Source organism: Rhizobium sp. WSM409 (genome assembly GCF_057653825.1).
Genome location: NZ_JBYGKP010000006.1, coordinates 101907 through 125982, shown reverse-complemented (window position 1 = coordinate 125982; position 24076 = coordinate 101907). Strand labels below are relative to the sequence as shown.

Sequence of the window (24076 nt, the reverse complement as noted above, 5' to 3'; positions counted from 1 at the left end):
CATAAACGTCACACCGTTCAGAGGAGGAACGTCATGACACATCGGATTAAACTCATTCTTGCGGGCGCGTCCGCGCTTTTGGCATTGGTCGCGGCCGGCCCGTCGCATGCAGAAACCACGCTGTCATTCCTGATCGACAACAATCCGGACACGGTCGCTGCCGCCGAGGCGCTGGTTGCCGCCTATCAGACAAAGGCGCCTGACGTGACGATCGAAATCGAGCCGCGGGCCGGTGGCGGCGAAGGTGACAACATCATCAAGACGCGCCTAGCGACGGGTGAGATGTCGGATGTGTTTCTCTATAATTCCGGCTCGCTGCTCCAGGCGCTGAAACCCGCGCAGACGCTTGTCGATCTGAGCGGTCTCGCGTCGCAGGCGAAGGTGGACGAAGGCTTCAAGTCGGTCGTCCGCGCCGACGGGAAGCTCTACGGTGTTCCCTTCGGCACGGCGATGGCGGGCGGCATCCTCTACAACAGGAAAATCTACCAGGACCTCGGCCTCTCCGTCCCGAAGACATGGGCGGACTTCATGGCGAACAACGCAAAGGTCAAGGCATCAGGCAAGGTCGCCGTGGCGCAGACCTATCGCGATACTTGGACCTCGCAGTTATTCGTTCTGGCGGACTATTACAACCTCCATGCCGCCGTGCCGAACTTCGCCGCCGACTACACTGCCAACAAGGCGAAATACGCAGAGACGCCGGCGGCCATGAAAGGCTTCGAACGGCTGAAGGACGTTCACGACGCTGGCCTGATGAACGAGGATTTCGGCGCAGCAAACTATGACGATGGCTTGAGAATGGTGGCAACGGGCGAGGCAGCGCACTATCCAATGCTGAGCTTCGCAATCGGCGCGCTCAAGCAGAATTATCCCGACAACCTCGCAGATGTCGGTTTCTTCGCGCAGCCGAGCGACGACGCGGCGACGAATGGCCTGACGGTCTGGATGCCGCCCGCCCTCTACATTCCCCTTACCAGTCAGCACGCAGAGGAAGCGCAGAAATTCGTGGATTTCGCAGGAAGCGTCGAAGGCTGCAAGATCATGGTGGAAACCAACACCGTGCAAGGGCCTCCCTTGATCGACGGCTGCGGTCTGCCTGCCGACGTGCCGCCTGCGGTGAAGGACATGCTTCCCTATTTCGAGGCCAAGGACAAGACGACCCCGGCGCTGGAATTTGTTTCGCCGGTCAAGGGGCCGGCTCTTGAGCAGATCACCGTCGAAGTCGGCTCCGGTATTCGCCAGCCGGCCGACGCGGCAAAACTCTATGACGACGATGTGCGCAAACAGGCCAAGCAACTCGGCCTGCCCAACTGGTAGCGGTCTTTCGGGTCAATTAACCTCGCTCCCGATGGAGCGAGGTTCCACCCGATCGAAGAGGTAGTCATGACCGAGACACGCCCCCGCTCGCGCAAATCGCCCTACCCGCTGTGGTTTTTCATTCCGGCCGCAATCATCTACGGCGTGCTGTTTCTGGTTCCCACTGTCTCCTCTCTTTGGTTCAGCCTCACGCGCTGGGATCTTTCGACCGCCGAATTCATCGGGCTCGAAAACTTTCAGCAGTTCTTTTCCGAACCATTCCTGGTCAAGGGACTGGTCAACACGCTGATCTATGCCGTGACGACATCCGGCCTGAAGACGGTCTGCGGGCTGCTGCTCGCCGTGCTCCTGACCAGCAATATCTTTGCCCGCGGCTTCCTGCGCACGCTGGTCTTCTTTCCCGTCCTGGTCTCGACGATCGGCATCGGCATCACCTTCACAGTGATGATGCATCCAACCAGGGGCATCATCAACGTCACGCTCGAAACGCTCGGCATTCCGGGACCTGGATGGCTCACCAATCCGGCGCTGGCGCTTTTTTCGGTGGCTTTGGTCGATGTCTGGAAGGGTGTCGGCCTCGCAACGCTGATCTTCATCGCCGGCCTTGCTGCGATCAGCCCCGATTATTATGAGGCCGCAAGGATCGACGGCGCCACGCGTCTCCAGCAATTTTTCCGAATCACTCTGCCACTCGTGCGTCCCGCCACTGTCATCGTGGTGACATTGTCGCTGATCGGCGGGCTTCGATCCTTCGATCTGATATGGGCCATGACCCGCGGCGGGCCAGGTTTCTCCTCCGATGTGGTCGCCTCGGTGATCTATAAGCAGTACTAGGCGGGTTTCTACGGCCTGTCGACGGCCGGAAACGTCATCCTGTTTGCGCTAATCGCCGTAATCATCCTGCCATTCACCCTGTGGTTCAACCGGCGCGAGGTCGAGGAATGAGAAGCGTCCGCCCTTACGTGACCGGCGCGATAGCCCTTGCGGCGGCGGCCGTCATCTTCGTCATGCCCTTCGTTTTCGTCGCTCTGCAGGCGGTCAAATCGAAATCCGAGGCGTCTCGCCTTAATTTCGAATTGCCTGCGCAGTGGCTGTTCTGGGATAATCTGGTCGCCGTTTTCAAGGCGCGCGACTACCAGCTCGCGCTCGCCTATTTCAACTCCACCCTGATCACCGTCGCCTCCGTCACAATCCTGATCCTGCTGTCGGCAATGGTCGGATATGTGATGCAGCGCCGCAAGACCGTCTGGAACAGGGTGGCCTCCGTTGCCCTGTTCATGGGTCTGATGATGCCGCCGGCCGTCGTGCCCACCATCGGCCTCCTGCAGGAGATCGGTCTCTTCAAGACCATGACCGGGATGATCCTGATCCAGGTCGCCTATAATCTCTCTTTCTCGACCTTGCTCTACCGGTCGTTCATTTCGACCATACCGCGCGACCTCGACGAGGCGGCGCTGATCGACGGCGCCAAGCCCCGACAGATCTTCTTCAGGGTGATCCTGCCGCTGCTGAAGCCTGTGACCGTCACCAACATCGTCGTGCAGTCGATCGCGATCTTCAACGATTTCACCAATCCGCTCTACTACCTTCCCGGCAGGGAGAACGTAACCGTGCAGCTGACGCTCTATAACTTCCAGAGCATGTATACGAGCCAGTACAATCTCCTCTTCATGAATATCCTCCTCGTGACGATCCCGCCGCTGATCGTCTTCATCTTCTTCAACCGGCAGATCGTCGCCGGCATGACATCAGGCGCAGTAAAAGGGTAACCGAATGGCTGAGCTCACTCTCAAGCAAGTTCGCAAGAGCTTTGGCGCCCTTGAAGTCATCAAGGGGATCGATCTGGAGGTTGCCTCAGGCGAATTCGTCGTCTTCGTCGGCCCGTCGGGATGCGGAAAGTCGACGCTGCTGCGCATCATCGCCGGCCTGGAGGAGACGACGTCAGGCACATTGACCATCGGCGGCAAGGACGTGACCTATGCCGAACCCTCCGAGCGCGGCATCGCCATGGTATTCCAGAGCTACGCGCTCTACCCGCATATGACCGTTGCGGAGAATATCGGCTTCGGGCTTTCGCTCGCCCGCCGCCCAAAGGCGGAAATCGCCGCCAAGGTCGCGGCGACGGCTGAAACGCTGCAGCTCACCCAGCTGCTGGAGAGAAAGCCGAAAGCACTCTCCGGCGGCCAGAGACAGCGCGTCGCCATCGGCCGCGCGATCATCCGCGATCCTAAGGTCTTCCTGTTCGACGAGCCGCTCTCCAATCTCGACGCTTCGCTCCGCGCCCAGATGCGCCTTGAGATCGCCGATCTGCACGCCCGCCTGAAGACGACGATGGTCTATGTCACCCACGACCAGGTCGAAGCCATGACGATGGCGGACAAGATCGTTGTCCTGAAGGGCGGAGCGGTCGAGCAGATCGGTAGCCCGATGCAACTCTACCGCAATCCCGCAACACCCTTCGTCGCCGGCTTCATCGGCAGCCCGAAAATGAACCTCTATGTCGGCGAGATAGCGCGGCGAATGAACTGCACGACCTATGGCATCCGCCCTGAGCATATCAGGCTTTCGGAAAGTGCCGGGCAATGGCAGGGCAGGATCCGGCATCTCGAGCGGCTTGGCGCCGACGCGATCCTCTACCTCGACGTTCCCGAACTCGGCGAGATGGTAGTGCGCGCCGAAGGCGAGACGCCGTTTGCGCCAGGAATGACGGTCTGGGCAAATCCGGTCGAAGGAGCGGAACATCGGTTCTGAGGATGGCGCAGCGCGCTATCTCTCGGCGCTCGATTCTGCCAGCGCACTGCGTTTACGACACCGCTATCTTTGCGCCAATCTTGAAAAACTACAATCAATGATTAATAGGCAATCATTGATGAATGGAGATAGAGATGGCAAGCATGACGATCCGCAATCTCGATGACGGGCTGAAGCAGCGGCTGCGCATGAGGGCAGCAACGCATGGCCGCTCCATGGAGGACGAAGCGCGGGATATCCTGCGCACCGCGCTTGCGACCAGCGAACCACCGGCGCGCAATCTCGCAGATGCGATCCGGGCGCGTCTGCTCTCGGTTGGCTGTGTCGAACTCGACATCCCGCCCCGCGAGCCGATCCGTGATCCCCCGGACTTCTCCGCGTGATCATTCTCGATACCAACGTCATCTCAGAGCTGCTGACCCCCGCCCCGAATGCGGCGGTCATCGGTTGGTTCGCCGCACAACATCCAACATCGATCTTCACGACAGCAGTCACCGAGGCCGAGATCCTCTACGGACTGCGTCTCCTTCCCGAGGGACGTCGTCGACGCGATCTTGAGACGGTGATCTTGTTGATATTTAGCGAGGATATTGGCGGTCGCGTTCTGCCATTTGATCGCGACGCTTCAAATGTCTATGCCGCTATCGTCACCGACCGCCGCAAGGCGGGTCGACCGATCAGTCAATTCGATGCTCAGATTGCTGCCATCGCGATTTCACGCGGCGCTTCACTCGCGACACGCAATGTCTCGAATTTTGCGGGGATGGACCTCAAGATCGTCAATCCGTGGAAAGACAGATAAAGGCGCGGAACCGCCAGCACATCCTAAGCTTTGAGCTGATCATCGCGCCGCAGTTCCAAGTCGGACGCCTGGGTGCCCGCGGGCCATGCGCCGGCGCGCGCCACGGTCGAAGCAAGGCTTGCCGGACCGGAATTCGCCGTCGAGATCGGCATCATCGCAACGGTCGGGAACTTTAAAACCTTGCCGGAAGCGGCTGCGAACTCCTCTTTCACCCTACATGGCATCACCGGAGCGAGCGCTGAAAGCGGCTGTCGGGTCGATGTCCTGAGGCTCGGACAGAGGCGGTCGATTCAACTGCCTGGCGTGACCGCTAGTTGCAAAGCCGCGACAGTCGCCAACAACCCTCAAAAGAGGGGACGGGCAACTTGCCTTCGCCTCATTTAATCTTTAAGGACGCCCCAATTTCCAAGGCGTAGGGACTGAACGAGGATGTCACAGAACGACAACAGATCTTCGGGGCTTGGCGTAACAGCCGGCGATCTGGATCGCTACTTCACATTTCTCCGCCATGTTCTTGTGAATGCAACCGCTACGCGGGCAGCCGGAGAGAGCCTGGGCTATGCAGCAGCGGTGACGGAGTCCATGCAACTGGCTCGCGCCACGCACGATGCCGGACGGAAGATCATGTTCATTGGCAACGGCGGCAGCGCGGCAATCGCCAGCCACATGGCGACGGACTATGCCAAAAACGGTGGGCTGCGCGCCATGGCAATGAACGACGGCGCGACGCTGACATGCCTCTCAAACGATCTTGGATATGAGAACGTGTTCTCGACGCAGATCGCCATGCACGCGAACGAAGGTGACCTGCTGGTGGCAATCAGCAGTTCGGGGAGATCGGAAAGCATTATCAGAGCCGTCCGCACCGCCCGGGAAAAAGGCTGCGCCGTCATGACTTTGAGCGGATTCGCGCCGGGCAATCCGCTGCGTGATCTCGGTGACCTGAACTTTTATGTGGCCTCCGATCAATACGGCTATGTGGAGATCGCGCATCTGGCGATTTGCCATGCCGTATTGGATTTCTCCTGCGGGCTTGTCCCGCCCACTCTTTCCTAACGAGCCGTTTTACGCGCATGAATTTCCCCAACATTCACGATCCGGAATTGACGCTCCTTACCCCCGACGATGATGTGGCCAACCCCGAAGTGACCATCCTCGTCCCGTCTCTTAACGAGGAATTGACGATCGGAACCTTCGTCGACTGGTGCCGAGAGGGTATCGCGGCAAGCGGTGCGGCCGTGGAGATCCTGATCGTCGACAGTTCGACCGATCGCACACCCGAAATCGCGCGCGACAGGGGCGCCCGCGTGTTGCGGACACCGAAGCGCGGTTTGGGCAGGGCTTATATCGATGCCATTCCATTCGTCCGTGGCAAGTTCATCATCATGGGCGATGCGGACTGCACCTATGATTTTCGCCAGATAGCACCGTTTATCGAAGCCTTCCGGAAGGGGGCCGACTTCGTCATGGGCTCGCGGTTCAAGGGCTCGATCGAAGACAATGCGATGCCGCCCCTGCATCGCTATTTCGGAACGCCGCTGACGACGTGGATCCTCAATCGGATGTTCGCCAGCCGCTTTTCCGACATCCATTGCGGCATGCGGGGCATCAGTGTCGATGCATTGCTGCGCATGGATCTTCGGTCGCAAGGATGGGAGTATGCGTCGGAAATGGTGCTGAAGTCCGTGCATATGGAGCTTCCGACCACCGAAGTGCCGATCCACTTCCTAAAAGATCCGGATGGACGGCTCAGCCACATGAAGCGGCGGGGTTGGATGGAGCCGTGGCGCGCTGGCTGGCGTAATCTTCAAGCGATGTTTGTCTACGGGTTTGATTTCTTTCTCATCTGGCCGGGCTTCCTGCTTCTGGCCCTCGGCTTGATTATCATGCTTCCATTGCTCGCTGGACCTATGTCCATTGCCGGTGTGCGGTTCTCGTCCAATGCCATGCTTTTTGCCATGGCCCTGGCCGTCCTTGGTCAGTCAATGCTGGTTTCGGCCGCGATCGGCCGGGTTATCTTCGACTATTCCGGACGCGTGCAGCCTCGTTTCGAGCGGCTTCTGCCTTATAACGCAACGATCTGGGGAACGGTCGTGGCCATACTTGCAGGCGTTTTGTTGGCGTTTCCGCTCTTCGATTCCTATGTCGGGAATGGATACTTGCTGCCTGAGATTGGCGTCGAAACGAACTGGGCCGTCTTCGGGCTCTGGCTTATCACGACAGCGTTCCAGATCTTTATTTCAGGGCTCATGATCCGGGCGCTTGGGGTCATGCTGCCCGTCAAGAAGCCTGCGCCCCCTCTCGCGGGATAGGAGCCACGGGAGCGGTGATGATCGCAGGTTGGTGCGCGGTTTTTTTTATAATCTTATGGGGCCTGGTGATCGATCGAGGGATCGTCGTTTGGCTCAATCGAGGTTGCGATCGGCCCTTTCGAGACGGCATCGATTTTCTATTCAGCGGCATTTTGCCGGCTCTGGCGATATCAGGCGGTGCGGCTACCGTCCTTGGCGCATTTCACGGATTACGATGGGAAATCGTTCTTCCTATCGTGGCTGTCTCGATGATCTGGCGGCGGCGCGATCTTGTCGCCGTTCTTTGCGACCTGGGTTCACTGTTTCGAAAAATCGCCGCTGAAGCGAAAATCGGAAACCCGTTTCCGGCGCTTGCGGCACTCACATGCATCGTACTTTGCTATGTGTGGAGCGTTTTGGCCCAATTTCCGCCGGGCATTGCGGATGTGTGGGTCTTCCACATCCCGCTCGCAAACAGCATCATCGAGCACGCCGGCTTTGTGTCTCCGCAGATCGACCATCCCTTCTACGGCAATATTCCACTCTTCTTCAATCTGCTGTTTGCGCTCGTCATGATGGTCAGCGGTCACTGGACCGGCGCGGCGACGATGAATATCGCAATTTTCTTCGGATTTCTGTTCCTGCTTTCAAGCTGCGCCACTCGTTGGCGGGCATGCGGTTTTTTCCTGGTGGCCGCTCTGATCCTCAGCATCCCCTTCTTCAGAGGGAGTGTCGGCGAACCGATGACGGATCTGGCCCGGTCGTGTTTCTCAGTCGCAGCCGTGCTTTTTCTGTGGCGCTATTTGGAAACCCGGCGCCCGGCGGAGCTTTTTCACTGTGCGCTCGTCTTAGGGGGAGCGGTCGGAGGAAAATATACGGAACTGCAAATGGTTGGCCTCATAGGGCTGGCATTGATGCCGACGCTTCTCAAGGGAAGAGTATCACTGCCGCTCTTTCTGTCATGCCTGTGCGCATTTCTCGCCGTCGCGGGCTACTGGTATGCGAAAAACCTGATCGTTTTCGGCAATCCGATCTATCCCTTTCTATTTGGCCATCCGGGCCTCACCGACGCTTGGATGGCGGATTACACGCTCGAATTGGGTCGGGCTTTCGATCCAGCCAACCGACATTTCGTGACGAACCTCGCAACTGTGCAAGGTTGGCACGACTTCCTCTATATTCTTTACGAGTGGTTCCTCGCTCGCAAACCGAATACCTTCGTCGCTCTTGCCTTGATACTGGCCGGTCTGGCAGTGGCTTTTCGGCGCATCGCATTTCTGGCAGCGATTGTCGCTGCCATGTTTGTGATATGGTACACCGTTATGTTCAATCACATACGGTGGGCAACGCCCGCCTATCTGCTTTTCTTCTCAACCGGGTTTATCGGCGCCTCCCTGGTTCGCGAACGGCTGGATAAATGGCTCGACCGACGAGTCCTGCCGCAGATAGCCCCGCTTGCGAAAATTGTCTCTTCGCCAGCATGCATGGTCGCCAGTCCGGTAGTCATTAGCTTGCTAGCCGGGGGCCTCTGGCTTTCCCACTGGCATCGAGTGGGCGGTGGCGAGCTGGATCCCGCCGAGGCGGAAGAACTCGACGTCGTGCTAGGGATGATAAGCGTCGACGAATATATGAAGAGCCACCGCGAAGCTTATTTCATGTACCGCTACATCGCAGATCACAACCTGCGAACGGTTTTTCAACCTTTCGATACTGCCAACACATTATTGTCCACGGCTTACAATGGCGGCCGCGACGGCGGCTGGCAATTGCCGCGCTATGTGCTGCCTGCACCGGGGTCGGATATCGATGCTTTCATCAGGGACAATCATATAGGCTACTTCATCGTCCCCGCCGACGCCGGTAGCGCGCTCCTCGCCGAGCGCCTTGGAGAAGACAAAATGGTGATGGCCAACAGCGTCATAGCGCACATGATGTCCCGCTCTTCGGTGATATTGACGGATCGGTTCGGCTGGAAGCTCTACCGTTTTGACGCGGATCGCGCACCGTGACGACTGCGTCCCCCCCAGCGTTGCTTCGCATTGGCATTCCGGTTCTGAAAGTGGCTGTCGCGCTTGGCCTCGTCATATGGATCGCGCGCAAGGTAGATTTTTCCGAAGGGTGGGCTGCGGTCCAGACCCTGTCGGCGGCGACCATTTCGGTCAGTATCTTCCTTCTGCTCCTGCAGGCCCTGCTTTCGGCGTGGCGGTGGTGCCTTCTGTCGGACATGATAGGGCAAAGGCTGAAGATCTCAGGCGCGATGAACCTCTTCATGCAAAGCCTCTTTTACAATCAAGCTCTTCCAAGTCCCATTCCAGGTGATGCCGCTCGCATATTCGGTGCCGTCAAATATGGCCTGACGATCGGAGAAGCCACGCTGGGCGTCGTTATGGACCGCATCCTTACTCTTTTCGGACTGGCGGTCGTTGCGCTGATCGGACTGATCATCCTGCGCGCTGTTTACGGGCACGACTTTCCTATCCCCTATCTGACGGAACTCACGGCGCTTGGCGTTGCGGGGTCTATCGCATCAGCCCTGGTGTTCAGTTGGCGCCGCCACCTATTCGTCCGGTTTTTTCCGGCAAAGCTGCACGCGTTGACCGACGCGTTGCGGGCTTTGATCACCCACCAAAGAATGGTCGGCGTATTTCTATTGACCCTCGTCATCCACGGGTTGAGCGTCGTCTCGCTTGAGATCCTCGTTCTGGGCCTTGGTCTCCCGCTCGATTGGGGTCAGGCCGCAGCCGCTTTCCCGCCGGTGCTCTTGATCGCGATGGTTCCCATTTCCGTTGGAGGATGGGGCCTCCGGGAAGGCGGCATGATCATCTCGCTTGCCGTGTTCGGCATAGGCACGACGGACGCGGCAACGCTATCGGTGGTTTTCGGCCTGCTGCAGCTTGTGGTCGGGTTAGCCGGTGGTGTATTCGTGCTTTCGCGTCCTCATTCGGGAAAGATCAAAGCGCTCTGATGAGCCTTAACAGATCATATGGAGCTGCCGACATGCATGCCTTGGTAACAGGAGGGGCCGGATTTATCGGCAGCCATCTCTGCGATCGCCTTCTGGAAAAGGGTTATCGGGTAACCGCTATCGACAATCTTCATCTTGGCCGCATCCGGAACATAGACCATCTGCTGGACCGATCGGATTTTCGCTTCCATGAGCTGGATATGCTCGATCGGGACGGCATGGATCGGATCATTGCGGCGGACCGCCCCGACGCTGTTTTTCATCTCGCCGCCAATTCCGATATTGCCGCAGGCAACGCCAATGCGGAACTGGATCTGCAGCTGAACCAGCTGACGACGACGACGCTGCTTGCCATCATGCGCAAGCATAAGATCGACAGGCTTTTCTTCGCGAGTACTTCCGCCGTGTTCGGCGAAGCTGAAGGGAACATCGGCGAAAATCATGGTCCGTTGCGGCCGATCTCATTCTATGGCGCCAGCAAGCTTGCCGCTGAAGCCTATTTGTCCGTTTATGCGCTGTCATTCGGCATCAAGACACTGGTGCTGCGTTTTCCGAATGTAGTTGGGGAGCGCTCGACGCATGGAGCGATCTACGACTTCATCAACAGGTTGAAGGCTGATCCGACGAGACTCCAGGTGCTCGGCAACGGAATGCAGACAAAGCCATATCTCTATGTCGGCGATCTGGTGGATGCGATTCTCCTCGCATGGGACAAGGCACCCGGCGCTTATGAAGTATTTCATGCCAGCGGCATCGGCGAAACCTCCGTCCGCGATATCGCCGAGATCGTGGTCTCGAAGGTCGCAGCCGGAGCCGCTATCGAATACGGAAGCGAGGATCGCGGCTGGCTGGGCGACGTGCCGCGCTTCAGCTACGACATAAGCCGGCTCGTCGCGCTGGGCTGGTCACCGAAGCGAAAGTCCACCGACGCCGTTGAACTTGCCGTGGAGCGGATCCTGGCAAATGGGTTCTGAAAACGCTATCCGCCAGGCGATCATTATTGCCGGGGGTCTTGGAACGCGTGCTCGCAGCATGACAGGCGATGCCATTCCGAAGGCCCTGTTGCCGCTTGGCGGTGTCCCGATCATCCTCCGGCAGATTCGTGTGCTGGCCCGCGAAGGTGTTCAGCATGTGCGCGTGCTTGGTGGTCACCTCGGCAGCCAGCTGGAACCTGCTCTTGTCCCGGAAGCTGAAAAGCTCGGCATTACGATCGACGTCTTCGTAGAGACGTTCCCGCTCGGCACGGCAGGCTGCCTGACGACTTTGGATACAATCGCCGGTGACGTTCTGATCGTCTACGGCGACATGCTTTTCGACCTCGATCTGGCGGCACTGGCGCGTCACCGTCATCAATTTCCGGCGGCGCTGACCATCATCGCTCACCCCAACGATCATCCCCGCACATCCGATCTCGTCGTCCAGAAGAGCGGCTATCTCCAACGCCTGTTGCCCCGCAAAACGCCCCGGGATGCGGATTGGCGCAATCTCGTGCCGGCCGGTTTGTACGTAGCCTCAGACCAATTTTTTGAGGCGCTGGTGCCGGGCCTTACGGCCGACATGATTCACGACGTTATTCCCGATCTCCTCGAGCGTTCCATCCCGGTCGCAATCTATGACACGCCGGAATACATCAGGGATACCGGCTCGCCCAACCGCCATGCTGCCGCGGAGGAGGACCTCCGGCAGGACCGGGTTCATGCGGTCCATCTATCCGTTAGAAGACCCGCGGTCTTTTTCGATTGCGACGGCGTCCTCAACGAAGATGTGGGCGGCCATGGCGTCATACATCCCGACCAGTTGAAACTGATCGGACGAGCCGGCGAAGCGGTGCGGCTCGCCCGTGAGGCGGGCTTCCTGACGATTGCCGTCACCAACAGGCCGCAGGTCGCCAAAGGCCTGCTCGATGAACCCGGCCTGGATCATGTTCTTGGTCGCCTGGAGGCCGAGCTTGCCGAAGATGGCGGCGTCCTCGACCGTATCTATTTTTGTCCGCACCATCCGGACAAGGGATTTCCCAATGAGGTCCCGGAACTCAAGATTGATTGTGCATGCCGCAAACCGGGCGATCTGATGATCCGCCAGGCAATGACGGAATTGCCTGTCGAAAAATCGAAATCCATCATCATCGGAGACAGCCTGCGCGACATAGGTGCGGCCCGCAAGGCGGGCATCTGGGCCTATGGGGTCCGGACGGGTTATGGCCTGCGAGACGAGAAGAGCTATCCTGCTGCCGAAACAGATATTCCCCGTGCCGATCTTGTCTTCGACACGGTCTATGACGCCGTTCGCTTTCAATGCGGTTATCAAGATATCGGGCAAGGGCTGTCCGGAGCAATTCATCAACGTCTTCCAAGGAAGGCAGCTCCGCTGCTCGTCGGCATCTGTGGCCGTTCCCGCTCCGGGAAAAGCACGTTTGCGCATGCGGTCGAGCGTATGCTCTCGGAATCAGGGTGCCGTGTGCTGAGGCTGGAATTCGATCGCTGGATACTGCCGCTCAATTTTCGCCGCCCTGATATGACCGCGGAAGAACGCAACAGGGTCGAAGTCTATCCTGAGATCGTCAGCACACTGCGCCGATCCGGACAGGTCGAGGCGCCCAGCTACGAATCGGCAAGCCGTGGTCAGCGCAAGGGTACGACCACCTATGATGCGCGTGATGCCGACGTCATTCTGCTGGACGGCATCTTTGCTGGCCACAGGTCGATCCGCGAAGATGTCGATATGGCTGTGTTTGTCGAAGCGTCACAACAGACCTTGCTCAGCCGCTTTCACAATTTTTACGCCTGGAAAGGCCTCACAACAGCAGCGACAGACGTGCTTTGGACGTCGCGAATTCAAGACGAGTGGCCGAAAATCGATCTGCAGCGGGCAGCGGCCGATATCGTCATCAATCTTGAGGAGGCAATCCTTTGATCGTTTCATCCGCACCTTTTCGGGTCAGCTTCGCCGGAGGCGGCTCTGACATAGCGTCCTACTACCGCCGTCAAGCCGGCGCGGTATTGTCCTGCGCGATCGCCAAGTACAGCTTCGTGATCGTGCATAGCTATTTCAACGAAAATAAGTACCATCTAAAATATACGCGCACGGAGCTCGCAGATACGCTTGACGAGATCGCGCATCCGCTGCTGCGCGAGGCCCTGCGAATGCACCGGGTCGAGCCTGGCATCGAAGTTGCTTCGGTCGCCGACATTCCTTCGGGAACCGGGTTAGGATCATCCAGCTCCTTTTCCGTGGCGCTGATCAATGCGCTCTACGCCCACAGGTCGCGCTTTGCTTCCAAGGATCAGCTGGCGGAAGAAGCCTGCAAGCTCGAAATCGACATCCTGAAGGAGCCGATCGGCAAACAGGACCAATATGCGGCCGCCCATGGCGGACTGAACTTCATCGAATTCAATTCCAACGGCAGCGTCAACGTCCAGCCCGTCGTTCTCAGCTCGGAAAAGATGGCTGAACTCGAGAGCAACATCCTGTTGTTTTTCACCGGAAGCCAGCGCGATACGCGCTCGGTACTGTCGACGCAGGTGCAAGCCATGGAGGCGGACGAAGAAAAATTCCGGACCGTCGAGCGCATGGTCCAGTTGAGCTACGAAATGCGCGACATCCTGATGGCTGGAGATCTCAGTGCGTTCGGCGAAGCGCTGCACCGCGGATGGATGATGAAAAGATCGCTAACGTCCAAGATTACCAACAGTTCGATCGACGAATTTTACGAGGCAGCCCGTGCTGCCGGTGCTATCGGCGGTAAGCTTGCGGGTGCAGGCGGAGGGGGCTTCCTCGTCCTTTATTGCCCGAAAGACCGTCAGCAAAACGTGCGGCGAGCGCTGTCGCAGCTCAAGGAAATCGAGTTTCGTTTTGACTGGAGCGGCGCGCGCATCGCCTTTGCGCAGTAGAGAGGGTGAATGGCACCACGTCTCATCATCACCGGATCAACCGGCTATATCGGCGCAAGACTTGTCGCAATAGCGCGTGAGCGCGGCTTCGACGTGGTTGAGCTCGGTCGGCGGCCCGGCGCGGCGTGGCGCATTGGCGACGAGCCTGCCGCGTCCGATTTGGAGGGGGCGGTTGGGCTCGTCCATCTCGCGCATTCCTGGGCTGCCCCGTCGGAGGCGGCCGAAGAAGAAAACGTCAATATATCAGGCACCTTGAAGCTGGCGGAAGCGGCAAAGGCAGCCGGCGTGCCGCGCTTCGTTTTTGCCTCGTCCACCTCGTCCAGAAAAGAAGCGCTCAACGTCTACGGCCGGACTAAGTTCAGGATCGAAGAGCATTTGGCTGCCAGCAAGGCGGCACCAATCGTCCGAATTGCGCGAATAGGCCTCGTTTATGGCGGCCCGCGCACTGCGATGTACGGCCTGATGACGAAATTGGCGGCGCTCAGTCCAATCTTGCCGATGATAGGGCTCAGCCGAAAAGTTCAGCCCATTCATCTCGACGAAGTCGCCGCAGGCCTGCTGGCGCTGGCGATCGGAGAGAACCAACCGCTGCAGACATTTGTGCTGGCGCAGGAAAAGCCCATGAGCTTTGCCGCCTGGCTCAGAATTCTCCGCCGAGCCCAAGATAAGGGCAACCTTCTTTTCATTCCGGTGCCCCTGACTGCCGCACTCCTCGCCTGCCGCATGACGAAGCTTCTGCCGTTGATTCCTACAGTCGATCCGGAGCGTGTCCTGGGGCTTGCAGGCGCCGCACCGATGGAGAGCAGCGAGAGCCTCAGGCTCTTGAAGTTGAACCTGTCTGACCCGGCGACTGCGCTTACCGGGGAATTCGGCCAGACACACGAGGAGCAATCGCGACGTGAGGCACAGGCCCTGCTGCGATATCTAGGCATCGCGCCCACCGAAATACCGCTGCAGCGACTCTGCGAAGGGCTGCGGCGTGAGGGATTGTCGCCGCTCGGCCTTACCCCGGCGATGATCCGGCATCCTGCCCTGCTGGCCCTCTTTGAACCGCCGGCCAATCGAACACGGCATCGCCTCGCGCAGGCCCTTTATTTGGCCGACCTCGCGAGCGAACCAGAAAGGCACCCCGGCAAAAAAGCCGGATTTTTCGGCGCTATACTGGCGATTTCCAGCGATGTTCTGCTCTTTCCGCTCCGCGCGCTTTTAGCCGGGAGATATCGATGAATGGGGCGGACGCCGACTTCATCATCATCGGCAGCGGGCCTGCAGGTGTCTCCGCTGCATTTCCCCTGATAGCGGCCGGACGCCGCGTTCTGATGCTGGATGGCGGGCATGATAACGGATCGCAGGAGGAAAGCCGCAGCGTCCGCGTCCTCGGAAGCAATCTGGAATCGCTGCGAACGGACGACGGAAGTTCGCCGAAATTGCAGACCCCTGCTGCACGCGGGATTCTTGAACCTTTTCGACGGCAATCCGGCATAACCGGCGACGGTTTCATCCCAATCGGCAGCCTTGCCCGCGGCGGTCTCTCCAACATCTGGGGAGCGCAAATCAGCTATCTCGATGCCGACGACATCGCGGATTGGCCAATCGACATCGCCTCTCTGCAGAGATCCTACGAGAATGTCGCCAATCGCATCGGCATCAGCAGGAATACGGATGTTACGACAGACGCTGGCGGCGAGCTCGTCTTGCCGCTTGGAGCGACAGCTGCCCATGTTCTTCATCGGCACCAAGCCGCGAAGCCGGCTGATGGGTCGTTCCGGCTTTTTCGCGCCGTCAATGCCATACTTTCGGAGGCAAGGTTCGGGCGCGCAGCATGCGATCTGCGCGGCGACTGTCTCTATGGCTGCCCGAGCGGCGCGATCTATAACAGCAGGCAGGATCTGCTTCTCTTGCGAAAGTCTCCGCATTTTCGTTTGCTCGATAGCATGCCGGCCGTCTCGTTGACACGAGGCTCAGGCTGGACAGTCAGAACGGCAGACGGATCGTCATTTTCCGCACCGCGGATCATTCTGGCCGCAGGGGTCCTTGGAACGGCCGCCCTGCTGGCCGATCTCCTGCCGTTTGACGAGCAAGGACTGCGTCTGTTCAACAGTCCGACGCTGGCCGTCCCTCTGCTCTGCCTCCCACGTTTGTTGCGTTCTCCGACGCCGACGCACAGTCTTGCGCAGCTTGGCTTATCTCTGCGCTACGGCAGCGGCGCATCCGATTACGTGACGGGAGCGATCTATGAGGTTGGTGCTCTGCCGGCGCAGAGCTTCGTCAACAGGATGCCGCTTGGTCGAAAAGCCGGGCGCGCGGCGTTCGAGCTTATCGGCGACAGTCTCCTCGTCGCAACGATCTATTATCCCGGCGATCAAAGCCACAGCTACATCCGTCGCGATGCAACGGCAAGAAAGGGTCTGACCGTCCGCGGCGGCTTCGCAGAGGGATTTAGCCTTCGCGCCGAGACTTTGAAAAAAATGCTGCGCCGTGAATGGAAACGGTTGGGACTGATACAGCTCCCGGGCACATCGCTGGCGGAGCCTGGCATCGATGCACATTTCGCCGGCACTCTGCCTATGGGCGCAGCCGGCCCGTTCGGTACTTCTTCGGATGGCGAAATGAATCTCCATCCCGGTCTTTACGTCGTCGATGGTTCAATTCTTCCCGATCTTTCCTCGAAATACGTCACGATGACGATCATGGCCAATGCCGATCGCATCGCTCACCGTCTCGCCGAGACGGAAGCAAACTCGGCGCTCTGAAGTCCGTTGCCTCTTTCAAGCCCTTAATTGGGGCAATGCTTCGCCGGCCAATGATAAAAGCGGCTGATAATCTCTTTCTGAAAGCACTGAAAAATCAACAAGGCCGAGCGTGGCGCGCATGGCGGAGAGCGACGGCTCCTTGATCGCGGCGCCAAGCGCATTTCGCAGGAGAAGGACTCTATCGTCCGACGCATCGCCTGAGGTGATAAAAGGCAGACCCGGACCTTTGGGCGTTTCGGCGATGATGCGGACCGCTTGGATATGGCCGGGATCGAAGCGCCGAATATTTGCATAGGTCACGCAATCGATGGCCGCACTGTCGGCCCTGCCTTCGACAACGGCGGCGATGCTGCCGCCGTGGCTGCCGGTTTCGATAATTCGGCCGAAAAAGTGGCCGTCGCGGGCAAGCGGAGCGACCGCTGCGCGAAAGAAATTGCTGCCGGAATTGCTGTCAGGGCCGTTGATCGCAGCCGTGGTGCCGCGCAAGTCCTCCAGCGAATGAAGGGCAGAATCCTTGGCGACGATGATGAAGCTACGCATCAGCGGGCCGTCGCAGCCGGGATGGTGATATATCGGCGTCGCCACCAGGCGGACCCTGCCCCGCAGACTCTTTGCAAAGGGATAGCCGCATGCCTGCGAGAGAAGAAGATCCGGCCTCAGCCAAGCTTCATCATAGCGAACCGCCTGATCGAGCTTTTCAGGCAGGTCCTTGAGGCCGGCTTCCAAAAGATAGTGCCGCAGGAACGACCATAACTCAGCGGTCGCCTCCGCGAGCGGCTGGGATGTGACATACATGGCGATGCTGACGAGATGCATTCTTGTCTTCCGTGCCTTGAGCTACTCGTCGCGCCGGAGGTAAGATGCAAGCGCCGACGCATCCTCCCCGAGCGGGCGATCGTCCACCATCGCCGGCGCGATCTGGCGGACAAGATCGAAGGTTTCCCGGGTGCCTTGCCCGCAATGATGCTGCGGACGCTGGTCCACCGCCTGGGCGGCGGCCAGCATTTCGCAGGCGATCACCTGGCGCCAGAGCTCGAGCATTTCGGCCAATTTCTGGACGACAAGCGATGACTGCGTTGCATGGTCCTCGACGCCTTCCGAGACTGCGAGGAAATCGAGCATAACCGGGTTCGCCTTGTGTCGGATCGCTGCCGTCAGCGCCGCGACCACCTTCTGCATGGGCACGAAGCCGGCCGAAGCGCCGCCGACCGGCGACAGGTAGCGCGGCAGCCCGTTCCGGCCCGAGCCGGTCAACTGGACAAACCGCGCAGCGCTTGCCGATGCCACTTGGGCGATGGCAAGCCCCAGCGTCTCGAACGCGAGTGACAGCGACGGCGTGTGAAAATTGCCGGTCGAGAGCACCCGCTCCTCGTCGGGGATGACAAGCGGATTGTCCGCCGCCGCATTGAGTTCGATTTCGATGGTTTGCTCGGCCCGGCGCAGAGCCTCGGCCAGGACGCCATGGATCGGTGCGACGCACCTTAGGCTCAGCGGATCCTGAATGGCGGCTTTGGTTTTGAAGAGGGTCGAGCCGGTGAGCGCTTCGAGAAGCCTGGCTGCTTCTTCCGCCTGGCCGATGGACGGTCTTGCCTTTTGAATAGCCGGCGAGAGAATGAGCGGGTTGCCGCCAAGGCCTTCGAAACTAAGGGCTGCCGCCTGCCGCTGCCGACCGAGGAGTTGCCTTGCATCATGCAGGGCGAGAGCGCCCTGACCGACGGAAACGGCAGAGGCATTCAGCAGCGAAATGCCGTCCTTCGGCCGCAAGGTCACCGGTGTCAGGCCGGCAAGCCTCAGTGCTTCATGCGCGGGATGGATCGCGCCCGCATATTCGGCTTCACCCTCCCCGATGAGACACCGGGCGATGGAGGAGAGAAGTACGAGATCGCCAGCACCGATCGAGCCGATGGATGGAATGAGCGGATGGACGCCGGCATTGAGCAATGCGAGAAGCGCCTCGAAGACCGGCGGCGAGATGCCGGAACCACCGACCGCAAGCATGGCGAGGCGCGCCGCCATGACCGCACGCGTCACGTCGCGCGGCAAGGCTGGCCCAACGCCCATGGCGCGGCCGCGCACGAGCTGCAGCTGGAATGCCTCGAAATCGGCGGTCACCTCAGTCCCCAGATTGGCGCCGAGGCCGGTATTCATCCCATAGATCTGCTGGCCCGATGCCGCCGCAGTTTCCAGGATGTGCCGCGCGCGCGCCAGCCGCGGCGCGACATCTGCGCCTTGTTCGACAACGACGTTACGCCGGGCGATCGCAACAATGTCGGCGATCATAATGCCGGAGCCTGTCAAGAGGAGCGGCGTCATGCGAAACGCAGCCTCTGGCCGATATTGACGGCGTGCGCCTTGGTCAGCAGCGCATGGCCGAGCGCGATGTCGCTCAGCGACAATCCTCGGTGCCAGAGCAGGATCGTCTCGTCATCGCTCTGTCGTCCCGGCTTTAGACCGGCAACGATCTGGCCGAGTTCGGCATGCAGGGTTTCTGCGGACAGCTTGCCGGCGTCGACATGCGCCCGCAGCGAGCCGAACTTGCCGCCTTTGCATTGGCCCCAATCGTCGACGACGAGCTTGTCCATGATGTCGGTCAGCGACAGTTCGACAGCACTCATCGTGCCGTAGGGAACGACGAAGGCACCCTTCTTGATCCACTCGGTCCGAAGCATCGGCTCGGGCTCGGAAAGGCGCGAGGCCTCGACGATGATATCGGCGCCTTCGACGCAGTCGCGCCAATTGTCGGTCACAGTAATCTTCTTGCCGAGATCCTGCTCCAGCTTGGCGCCGAAGGCATCGCGGCTTTCGGGACGGCGGGAGTGGACGCGGATTTCGTCGAAGTCGAACAGGTGATTGAGCAGCCGGACATTCCAATAGGCCGTGCCGCGGGCACCGATATGGCCGAGCACTTTTGAGCGCTTGCGGGCCAGATGTTTGGCGCCGAGCGCGGTGACGGCGCCGGTGCGCATATCGGTGATGACGGTGGCGTCGAGGATGGCTTTCGGGACGCCGGTGCGCGGATCGAAGAGGTTGAGCACGCCGAATTCCGAGGGGTAGCCGAGCTTATAATTATCGACGAAATCGCCAACGATCTTGACGCCGGCAAGGTTCAGCGGTGCCACATAGCCGCGCAAGACGTTGAAATGGCCGTGGAAGCTTGGATCGGGCTCGAGATGGACGCGCGGTTCGATCACCGTCTCGCCCTTGCCCTGGGCGCCAAGCGAGGTCTCGATCGCGGCGAGGATCTCGTCATTGCTAAGATTGAGTGCCTCGATATCGAAGGCGTTGAGATAGTCGATATAGATCGGGTTCATGGTCGTCTCACATTATCGTTTGGCCGGCGCGCCGACACCGAGATTTTGGCGCAGGGTCCGGCCTTCATAGTCTTCACGGAAAAGTCCGCGACGGCGAAGCTCCGGCACCACAAGCGTGACGAAATCATCGAGCCCCGAGGGGAAGATAGGCGCCATAACGTTGAAGCCGTCAGCAGCACCCTGGCTGAACCGTTCTTCCATCGCATCGGCGATCTGGGCAGGCGTACCGGCGACCTGCCAGTGGCCGCGCGCGCCGGCGAAATGGCGGGCAAGCTCGCGGATCGAGAGATTGTCGCGCCTGCCGAGATCAATGATCAGTTGCTGGCGGCTCTGGATGAGATTGGTCTCCGGCATGTCAGGCAGTGGTCCGTCGAGCGGATAGGCGGAAAGGTCCTGGATGCTCAGATAACTTGCGAGCAGCGCCACGCCGACAGCATCCGGGATCAGCTCCTGCAGCGCGCGAAATTTTGCCTTGGCTTCCGCTTCGGTGGCGCCGACGATCGGCGAGATGCCTGGCATAATCTTGACGTCGCCGCTCCGGCGACCGTACTTAGCAAGCCGCGATTTCACATCCACATAGTATGCCTGGGCCTCGCCGATCGTCTGTGAAGCGGCAAAGACGACATCGGCGGTGCGAGCGGCAAGCTCCTTGCCGACGTCGGAAGCGCCGGCCTGCACCATGATCGGCCGTCCCTGCGGCGAGCGCGGGCTTTCGAGCAGGCCCTCGACAAAAAAATGCTTGCCGTGATGATTCAGCGGATGGAGCTTGGCGCGATCGGCGAATTTCGTGCCGCCCTGTGGCAGATAGGCTCCGTCTTCCACGCCGTCCCAGATCGCAAGAGCCGCATCGGCAAACTCCTCGGCGCGCTCGTAACGCTCCGAATGCGGGCGAAGGCCGCTGCTGGCGAAATTCTCCGCTTCGAGTTCGCTTGCCGAGGTGACGAGGTTCCACCCTGCCCTGCCGCCGCTCAGCTGGTCGAGCGAGGCGAAGGTGCGGGCAAGGCCGTAGGGTTCGTTGTAGGTTGTCGACGCCGTGGCGACGAGACCGATATGGGAGGTGTTGACCGCAAGGGCCGCGAGCAGGCTCAAGGGCTCGAAGGCGGTCGAGCGGGCAGCCTGGCTTGCCATATCAGGGTTGCGCTCGCGTATCGCGGCGGCGTCCTCGACGAAGATCATGTCGAACTTGCCGCGCTCGGCGATCCGAGCAAGCGCGATGAAATGGTCGATGTCGACGCCGGCCTCAGCATGCGCGAGCGGGTGACGCCACGCTGCGATATGATGGCCGCCGGCCATCAGGAAGGCGCCCAGTCTCATCTTGCGATCGCCGCTCATGATGCACGCTCCACTGCATTAGGATGGGCGGGACGCGGCAGGCCGAGATATTCGCGTAGCGTCGAACCAGCTTTAATTTTGCCGGTCAAGCTGCGCCGCTGCAATTCGGGAGCGACTTCGGCAAGGAAGAGATCGGCCGTTCCCAATGTCGGCAGCAGGATAGTGAAACCGTCCAGGTTGCCGGTTTCGAACCACCGCTGAAGCGTATCGGCAATCTCGGCTGGCGTGCCGACCAGACGTGACGCGGAAAGTGGTTGGCTCGCCCGCTCCGCCTCCCCAAATCGAAGCGCATCGCTTGCCGCGTGCGCCGCTTCAGACGTCTCGGCAATGATCGGCACTATATTTGCCAGTATCCGGACGTCCCGCCGCTGTCGCCCAGTCGCTTCGAGCACGCGCACGAAGTCGGCCGCCGTGTCGTTTGCACTTTCCAATGTCCTATCTTGAAGCAGGACGATTTCAGCGCTGTGCGCGGCCAGCGTTTTGCTTCCTCCGCTCAAGAACTGAGCGATAACCGGTTTGCCCTGCGGTGAGCGGTTGACGTTGAGCGGTCCGCGCACCGTGAAATGCTTGCCCCTGTGATTGAGCACATGCATTTTACTTGGCTCGAAGAAGCGGCCCTGCTGCTTGTCGTAGATGAAGGCGTCGTCTTCCCAACTGTCCCACAGCGCGCCGACAAGCCTTAGATATTCCTGGTCGCGCTCGAAATCGCCTGACGCGGGAAGTGCGACCCAGCCCGTTCGCCCGCCGCTGATCTGGTCGAGCGTGGCAAAGCGCCGGGCGAGATTATAGGGCTCGTGCTGACTGGTTGCGGCAGCTGCCAGGAAGCCTATCCGGCGCGCCTTCGTCGCAAGAGCCGCTACCAGCGTCGTCGGCTCGAAGGGTGTGGCAATCGGCGAGAGATCATCGACCGGTCGAGCACCAAGTCGGTCGGAGAGCAGGACAAAATCGAAACCCGCCTCCTCGGCCTTTGCAATCTGGCAAAGCAGCGAGTCGAAACCGAGATGCCCAGGCGTTCCGGCGTTGCGCCAGGCTGCCGGATGATGACCGAAGGGTGTGAGGGAAAAGCCGAGATGCATCGTGTTTCCTGCCTTCAGATCGAGAAGATGGTGTCACGCGTCAGATGCCCGGTGACCGTACCATTGCCATCGACGACGGCGAGCACGTCGCTGTTGGCAGCGACCATCAGCGACAGCGCATCGCGCAGATTGACATTTGCCGCCACCGTGGCAGCCGGAGCCGACGGCGCTCCTGTCAGGGCCGCGTCGGCGACCGAAAACAGGCTGAGCCTCTTGATCGCACGGTCGATTCCAACGAAATTCGCGACGAATTCATCGACCGGACCGGAGAGGATCGCGTCCGGCGTATCATATTGCACGATCTTGCCGGCGCGCATGATGGCAATGCGGTCGCCGAGCCGGATCGCCTCGTCGAGATCGTGGGTGACCAGAACCACGGTCTTTCTGACACGCTTCAGGATCTGCCTGAACTCGTCCTGCAGGCGCGCTCTGGCGATCGGGTCGATGGCGCCGAAAGGCTCGTCCATCAAAAGCACGGCAGGGTCTGCCGCAAGCGCACGGGCAACGCCGATGCGCTGGCGCTGACCGCCAGAAAGCTGGCGCGGATAGCGCTTCAGCATCTCCTGCGGATCGAGACCGACGAGGTCGAGCAGCTCCTTGGTGCGCGCCGCGATCCGTTTCTGCTCCCAGCCGAGCAGGTTCGGCACGGCGGCGATATTCTCGGCGATCGTCATATGCGGGAAGAGGCCGACATTCTGGATCACATAGCCGATGTGGCGGCGAAGCTGCACGGGATCGGCCTTGGTGACGTCCTCGCCGTTGACGAGGATGCGGCCTTCAGTCGGCTCGATCAGCCGGTTGATCATGCGCATCGTCGTCGTCTTGCCGCAGCCGGATGGGCCGATCAGCGCCACCGTCGAGCCCTCTGGCACATCGAGCGTCAGCCTGTCGACCGAGGGCGCCGCACCTTCGCCGTAACGCTTGGTGACATTTTCCATCCGGATCATGCGGCGGCTCTTTCTGCAAACAGGATTTTCTCGGCACGGCCGAGAATGAATTCGGTGGCGAGCGCCAGGATCGCGATCGGCACGGCGCCGACCAGCAGCCGCGACATGTCCATCATGCCGATACCGGTCGCGATGAAATCGCCGAGCCCGCCGCCGCCGATGAAGGGCGCAAGTGTTGCCCCGGCAAGGACCTGCACGGCGGCGGTGCGCGTGCCGGCAAACATGGCCGGTGCGGCAAGCGGGATACGGATCTTGCGCAGCACCTGGCCACGATCCATTCCCATACCGATTGCCGCTTCCACCGCATCGGGATCAACGTCGCGAAGGCCGACATAGGCATTGAGCAAGATCGGCGGCAAGGCAAGCACAGTCAGCGCCACGATCGAGGGCATGATGCCGATCCCAAGTAGCGGCATCATGATGGCGAGGATCGCAAGACTCGGAACGGTTCTCAGACCATTGATCGTATTGATGACGCCGAAGGCGAAACGGCCGTGATTGACGATGAGGATTGCCAGCGGCAGCGCGATGAGAAGCGCGATCGCCAGCGACACGCCCGACATCAACAGGTGCTGGCCGAGCGCACGATAGAATTCGTTTTGATGATCGACGATCCAGAAGAAGGCGGTGCTCAGCATCGA

Annotated in this window: 21 protein-coding genes and 2 pseudogenes; 16 read left to right on the top strand and 7 right to left on the bottom strand. The window is 60.0% G+C overall.

Features of this window, described 5'->3' with window-relative positions; all coding sequences use genetic code 11:
* Positions 1–33 precede the first annotated feature (33 nt).
* From AC25BC_RS34985 to AC25BC_RS34910, 16 genes and pseudogenes are all read left to right on the top strand, one after another.
* Positions 34–1317 carry an ABC transporter substrate-binding protein gene (locus AC25BC_RS34985; RefSeq protein ID WP_128438972.1) on the top strand — a complete coding sequence of 428 codons (1284 nt, stop codon included), beginning with the start codon at positions 34–36 and terminating at the stop codon, positions 1315–1317.
* Positions 1318–1383: 66 nt separating this feature from the next.
* A pseudogene (locus AC25BC_RS34980) lies at positions 1384–2262 on the top strand (carbohydrate ABC transporter permease).
* Positions 2259–3086: a carbohydrate ABC transporter permease gene (locus AC25BC_RS34975; protein ID WP_128438973.1), complete on the top strand. Its 828-nt coding sequence runs from the start codon at positions 2259–2261 to the stop codon at positions 3084–3086. The pseudogene AC25BC_RS34980 and the gene AC25BC_RS34975 overlap by 4 nt, the downstream one beginning before the upstream one ends.
* Before the next feature lie 4 nt (positions 3087–3090).
* Entirely contained in the window at positions 3091–4068 is a 978-nt protein-coding gene (locus AC25BC_RS34970; protein WP_128438974.1) for an ABC transporter ATP-binding protein, read from the top strand.
* A 134-nt stretch (positions 4069–4202) separates the two neighbouring features.
* Entirely contained in the window at positions 4203–4451 is a 249-nt protein-coding gene (locus AC25BC_RS34965; RefSeq protein ID WP_128438975.1) for a FitA-like ribbon-helix-helix domain-containing protein, read from the top strand.
* On the top strand, positions 4448–4870 hold the full coding sequence (locus tag AC25BC_RS34960) for a type II toxin-antitoxin system VapC family toxin (RefSeq protein WP_128438976.1): 423 nt from the start codon (positions 4448–4450) through the stop codon (positions 4868–4870). The genes AC25BC_RS34965 and AC25BC_RS34960 overlap by 4 nt, the downstream gene beginning before the upstream one ends.
* Positions 4871–4933: 63 nt before the next feature.
* Positions 4934–5038, top strand: a pseudogene (locus AC25BC_RS34955) (RidA family protein); the annotation flags it as partial.
* A gap of 261 nt (positions 5039–5299) precedes the next feature.
* Positions 5300–5926, top strand: coding sequence for an SIS domain-containing protein (locus AC25BC_RS34950; protein ID WP_128438977.1), 627 nt, complete (start codon positions 5300–5302; stop codon positions 5924–5926).
* A 17-nt stretch (positions 5927–5943) separates the two neighbouring features.
* The gene (locus tag AC25BC_RS34945) at positions 5944–7182 is read left to right on the top strand and encodes a glycosyltransferase family 2 protein (protein ID WP_128438978.1); all 1239 of its coding nucleotides are present in this window, start codon (positions 5944–5946) and stop codon (positions 7180–7182) included.
* 17 nt (positions 7183–7199) lie between these two features.
* On the top strand, positions 7200–9170 hold the full coding sequence (locus tag AC25BC_RS34940; RefSeq protein ID WP_128438979.1) for a hypothetical protein: 1971 nt from the start codon (positions 7200–7202) through the stop codon (positions 9168–9170).
* Complete coding sequence (locus AC25BC_RS34935; RefSeq protein ID WP_003555637.1) at positions 9167–10126, top strand: lysylphosphatidylglycerol synthase transmembrane domain-containing protein; 960 nt, start codon at positions 9167–9169, stop codon at positions 10124–10126. Before AC25BC_RS34940 ends, AC25BC_RS34935 begins: the two co-directional genes overlap by 4 nt.
* A 32-nt stretch (positions 10127–10158) precedes the next feature.
* Positions 10159–11100, top strand: coding sequence for an NAD-dependent epimerase/dehydratase family protein (locus AC25BC_RS34930; RefSeq protein WP_128438980.1), 942 nt, complete (start codon positions 10159–10161; stop codon positions 11098–11100).
* Entirely contained in the window at positions 11090–13039 is a 1950-nt protein-coding gene (locus tag AC25BC_RS34925; protein ID WP_003555639.1) for an HAD-IIIA family hydrolase, read from the top strand. The genes AC25BC_RS34930 and AC25BC_RS34925 overlap by 11 nt, the downstream gene beginning before the upstream one ends.
* On the top strand, positions 13036–14016 hold the full coding sequence (locus AC25BC_RS34920; RefSeq protein WP_128407741.1) for a GHMP family kinase ATP-binding protein: 981 nt from the start codon (positions 13036–13038) through the stop codon (positions 14014–14016). Before AC25BC_RS34925 ends, AC25BC_RS34920 begins: the two co-directional genes overlap by 4 nt.
* Positions 14017–14025: 9 nt before the next feature.
* Positions 14026–15243: an NAD-dependent epimerase/dehydratase family protein gene (locus AC25BC_RS34915; RefSeq protein ID WP_128438981.1), complete on the top strand. Its 1218-nt coding sequence runs from the start codon at positions 14026–14028 to the stop codon at positions 15241–15243.
* Entirely contained in the window at positions 15240–16769 is a 1530-nt protein-coding gene (locus tag AC25BC_RS34910) for an FAD-dependent oxidoreductase (protein WP_128438982.1), read from the top strand. Before AC25BC_RS34915 ends, AC25BC_RS34910 begins: the two co-directional genes overlap by 4 nt.
* 15 nt (positions 16770–16784) lie before the next feature.
* On the opposite strand, the gene AC25BC_RS34905 is transcribed toward AC25BC_RS34910, so the two are convergent.
* The 7 genes from AC25BC_RS34905 to AC25BC_RS34875 are packed head-to-tail and all read right to left on the bottom strand — an operon-like array spanning position 16785 to position 24073.
* Positions 16785–17585 carry a phosphate/phosphite/phosphonate ABC transporter substrate-binding protein gene (locus AC25BC_RS34905; RefSeq protein WP_128438983.1) on the bottom strand — a complete coding sequence of 267 codons (801 nt, stop codon included), beginning with the start codon at positions 17583–17585 and terminating at the stop codon, positions 16785–16787.
* 21 nt (positions 17586–17606) lie between these two features.
* Positions 17607–19082, bottom strand: a complete 1476-nt coding sequence (locus tag AC25BC_RS34900) for an HAL/PAL/TAL family ammonia-lyase (protein WP_003555645.1) — start codon at positions 19080–19082, stop codon at positions 17607–17609.
* Complete coding sequence (locus AC25BC_RS34895; protein WP_128438984.1) at positions 19079–20080, bottom strand: ornithine cyclodeaminase family protein; 1002 nt, start codon at positions 20078–20080, stop codon at positions 19079–19081. The genes AC25BC_RS34900 and AC25BC_RS34895 overlap by 4 nt, the downstream gene beginning before the upstream one ends.
* Before the next feature lie 12 nt (positions 20081–20092).
* Entirely contained in the window at positions 20093–21412 is a 1320-nt protein-coding gene (locus AC25BC_RS34890; protein WP_003555647.1) for an LLM class flavin-dependent oxidoreductase, read from the bottom strand.
* Positions 21409–22488, bottom strand: a complete 1080-nt coding sequence (locus AC25BC_RS34885) for an LLM class flavin-dependent oxidoreductase (protein ID WP_128438985.1) — start codon at positions 22486–22488, stop codon at positions 21409–21411. The genes AC25BC_RS34890 and AC25BC_RS34885 overlap by 4 nt, the downstream gene beginning before the upstream one ends.
* Positions 22489–22502: 14 nt before the next feature.
* The gene (locus tag AC25BC_RS34880) at positions 22503–23435 is read right to left on the bottom strand and encodes an ABC transporter ATP-binding protein (RefSeq protein ID WP_003555649.1); all 933 of its coding nucleotides are present in this window, start codon (positions 23433–23435) and stop codon (positions 22503–22505) included.
* Complete coding sequence (locus AC25BC_RS34875; protein WP_128438986.1) at positions 23432–24073, bottom strand: ABC transporter permease; 642 nt, start codon at positions 24071–24073, stop codon at positions 23432–23434. The genes AC25BC_RS34880 and AC25BC_RS34875 overlap by 4 nt, the downstream gene beginning before the upstream one ends.
* Positions 24074–24076 lie beyond the last annotated feature (3 nt).

Coding starts and splice junctions, on each gene's coding strand:
- AC25BC_RS34875 (WP_128438986.1), bottom strand. CDS start 24,073: ATGCTGAGCACCGCCTTCTTCTGGATCGTCGATCATCAAAACGAATTC.
- AC25BC_RS34895 (WP_128438984.1), bottom strand. CDS start 20,080: ATGAACCCGATCTATATCGACTATCTCAACGCCTTCGATATCGAGGCA.
- AC25BC_RS34905 (WP_128438983.1), bottom strand. CDS start 17,585: ATGCATCTCGTCAGCATCGCCATGTATGTCACATCCCAGCCGCTCGCG.
- AC25BC_RS34940 (WP_128438979.1), top strand. CDS start 7,200: ATGATCGCAGGTTGGTGCGCGGTTTTTTTTATAATCTTATGGGGCCTG.
- AC25BC_RS34985 (WP_128438972.1), top strand. CDS start 34: ATGACACATCGGATTAAACTCATTCTTGCGGGCGCGTCCGCGCTTTTG.
- AC25BC_RS34915 (WP_128438981.1), top strand. CDS start 14,026: ATGGCACCACGTCTCATCATCACCGGATCAACCGGCTATATCGGCGCA.
- AC25BC_RS34930 (WP_128438980.1), top strand. CDS start 10,159: ATGCATGCCTTGGTAACAGGAGGGGCCGGATTTATCGGCAGCCATCTC.
- AC25BC_RS34910 (WP_128438982.1), top strand. CDS start 15,240: ATGAATGGGGCGGACGCCGACTTCATCATCATCGGCAGCGGGCCTGCA.
- AC25BC_RS34885 (WP_128438985.1), bottom strand. CDS start 22,488: ATGCATCTCGGCTTTTCCCTCACACCCTTCGGTCATCATCCGGCAGCC.
- AC25BC_RS34975 (WP_128438973.1), top strand. CDS start 2,259: ATGAGAAGCGTCCGCCCTTACGTGACCGGCGCGATAGCCCTTGCGGCG.
- AC25BC_RS34965 (WP_128438975.1), top strand. CDS start 4,203: ATGGCAAGCATGACGATCCGCAATCTCGATGACGGGCTGAAGCAGCGG.
- AC25BC_RS34880 (WP_003555649.1), bottom strand. CDS start 23,435: ATGATCCGGATGGAAAATGTCACCAAGCGTTACGGCGAAGGTGCGGCG.
- AC25BC_RS34970 (WP_128438974.1), top strand. CDS start 3,091: ATGGCTGAGCTCACTCTCAAGCAAGTTCGCAAGAGCTTTGGCGCCCTT.
- AC25BC_RS34925 (WP_003555639.1), top strand. CDS start 11,090: ATGGGTTCTGAAAACGCTATCCGCCAGGCGATCATTATTGCCGGGGGT.
- AC25BC_RS34900 (WP_003555645.1), bottom strand. CDS start 19,082: ATGACGCCGCTCCTCTTGACAGGCTCCGGCATTATGATCGCCGACATT.
- AC25BC_RS34945 (WP_128438978.1), top strand. CDS start 5,944: ATGAATTTCCCCAACATTCACGATCCGGAATTGACGCTCCTTACCCCC.
- AC25BC_RS34890 (WP_003555647.1), bottom strand. CDS start 21,412: ATGAGCGGCGATCGCAAGATGAGACTGGGCGCCTTCCTGATGGCCGGC.
- AC25BC_RS34950 (WP_128438977.1), top strand. CDS start 5,300: ATGTCACAGAACGACAACAGATCTTCGGGGCTTGGCGTAACAGCCGGC.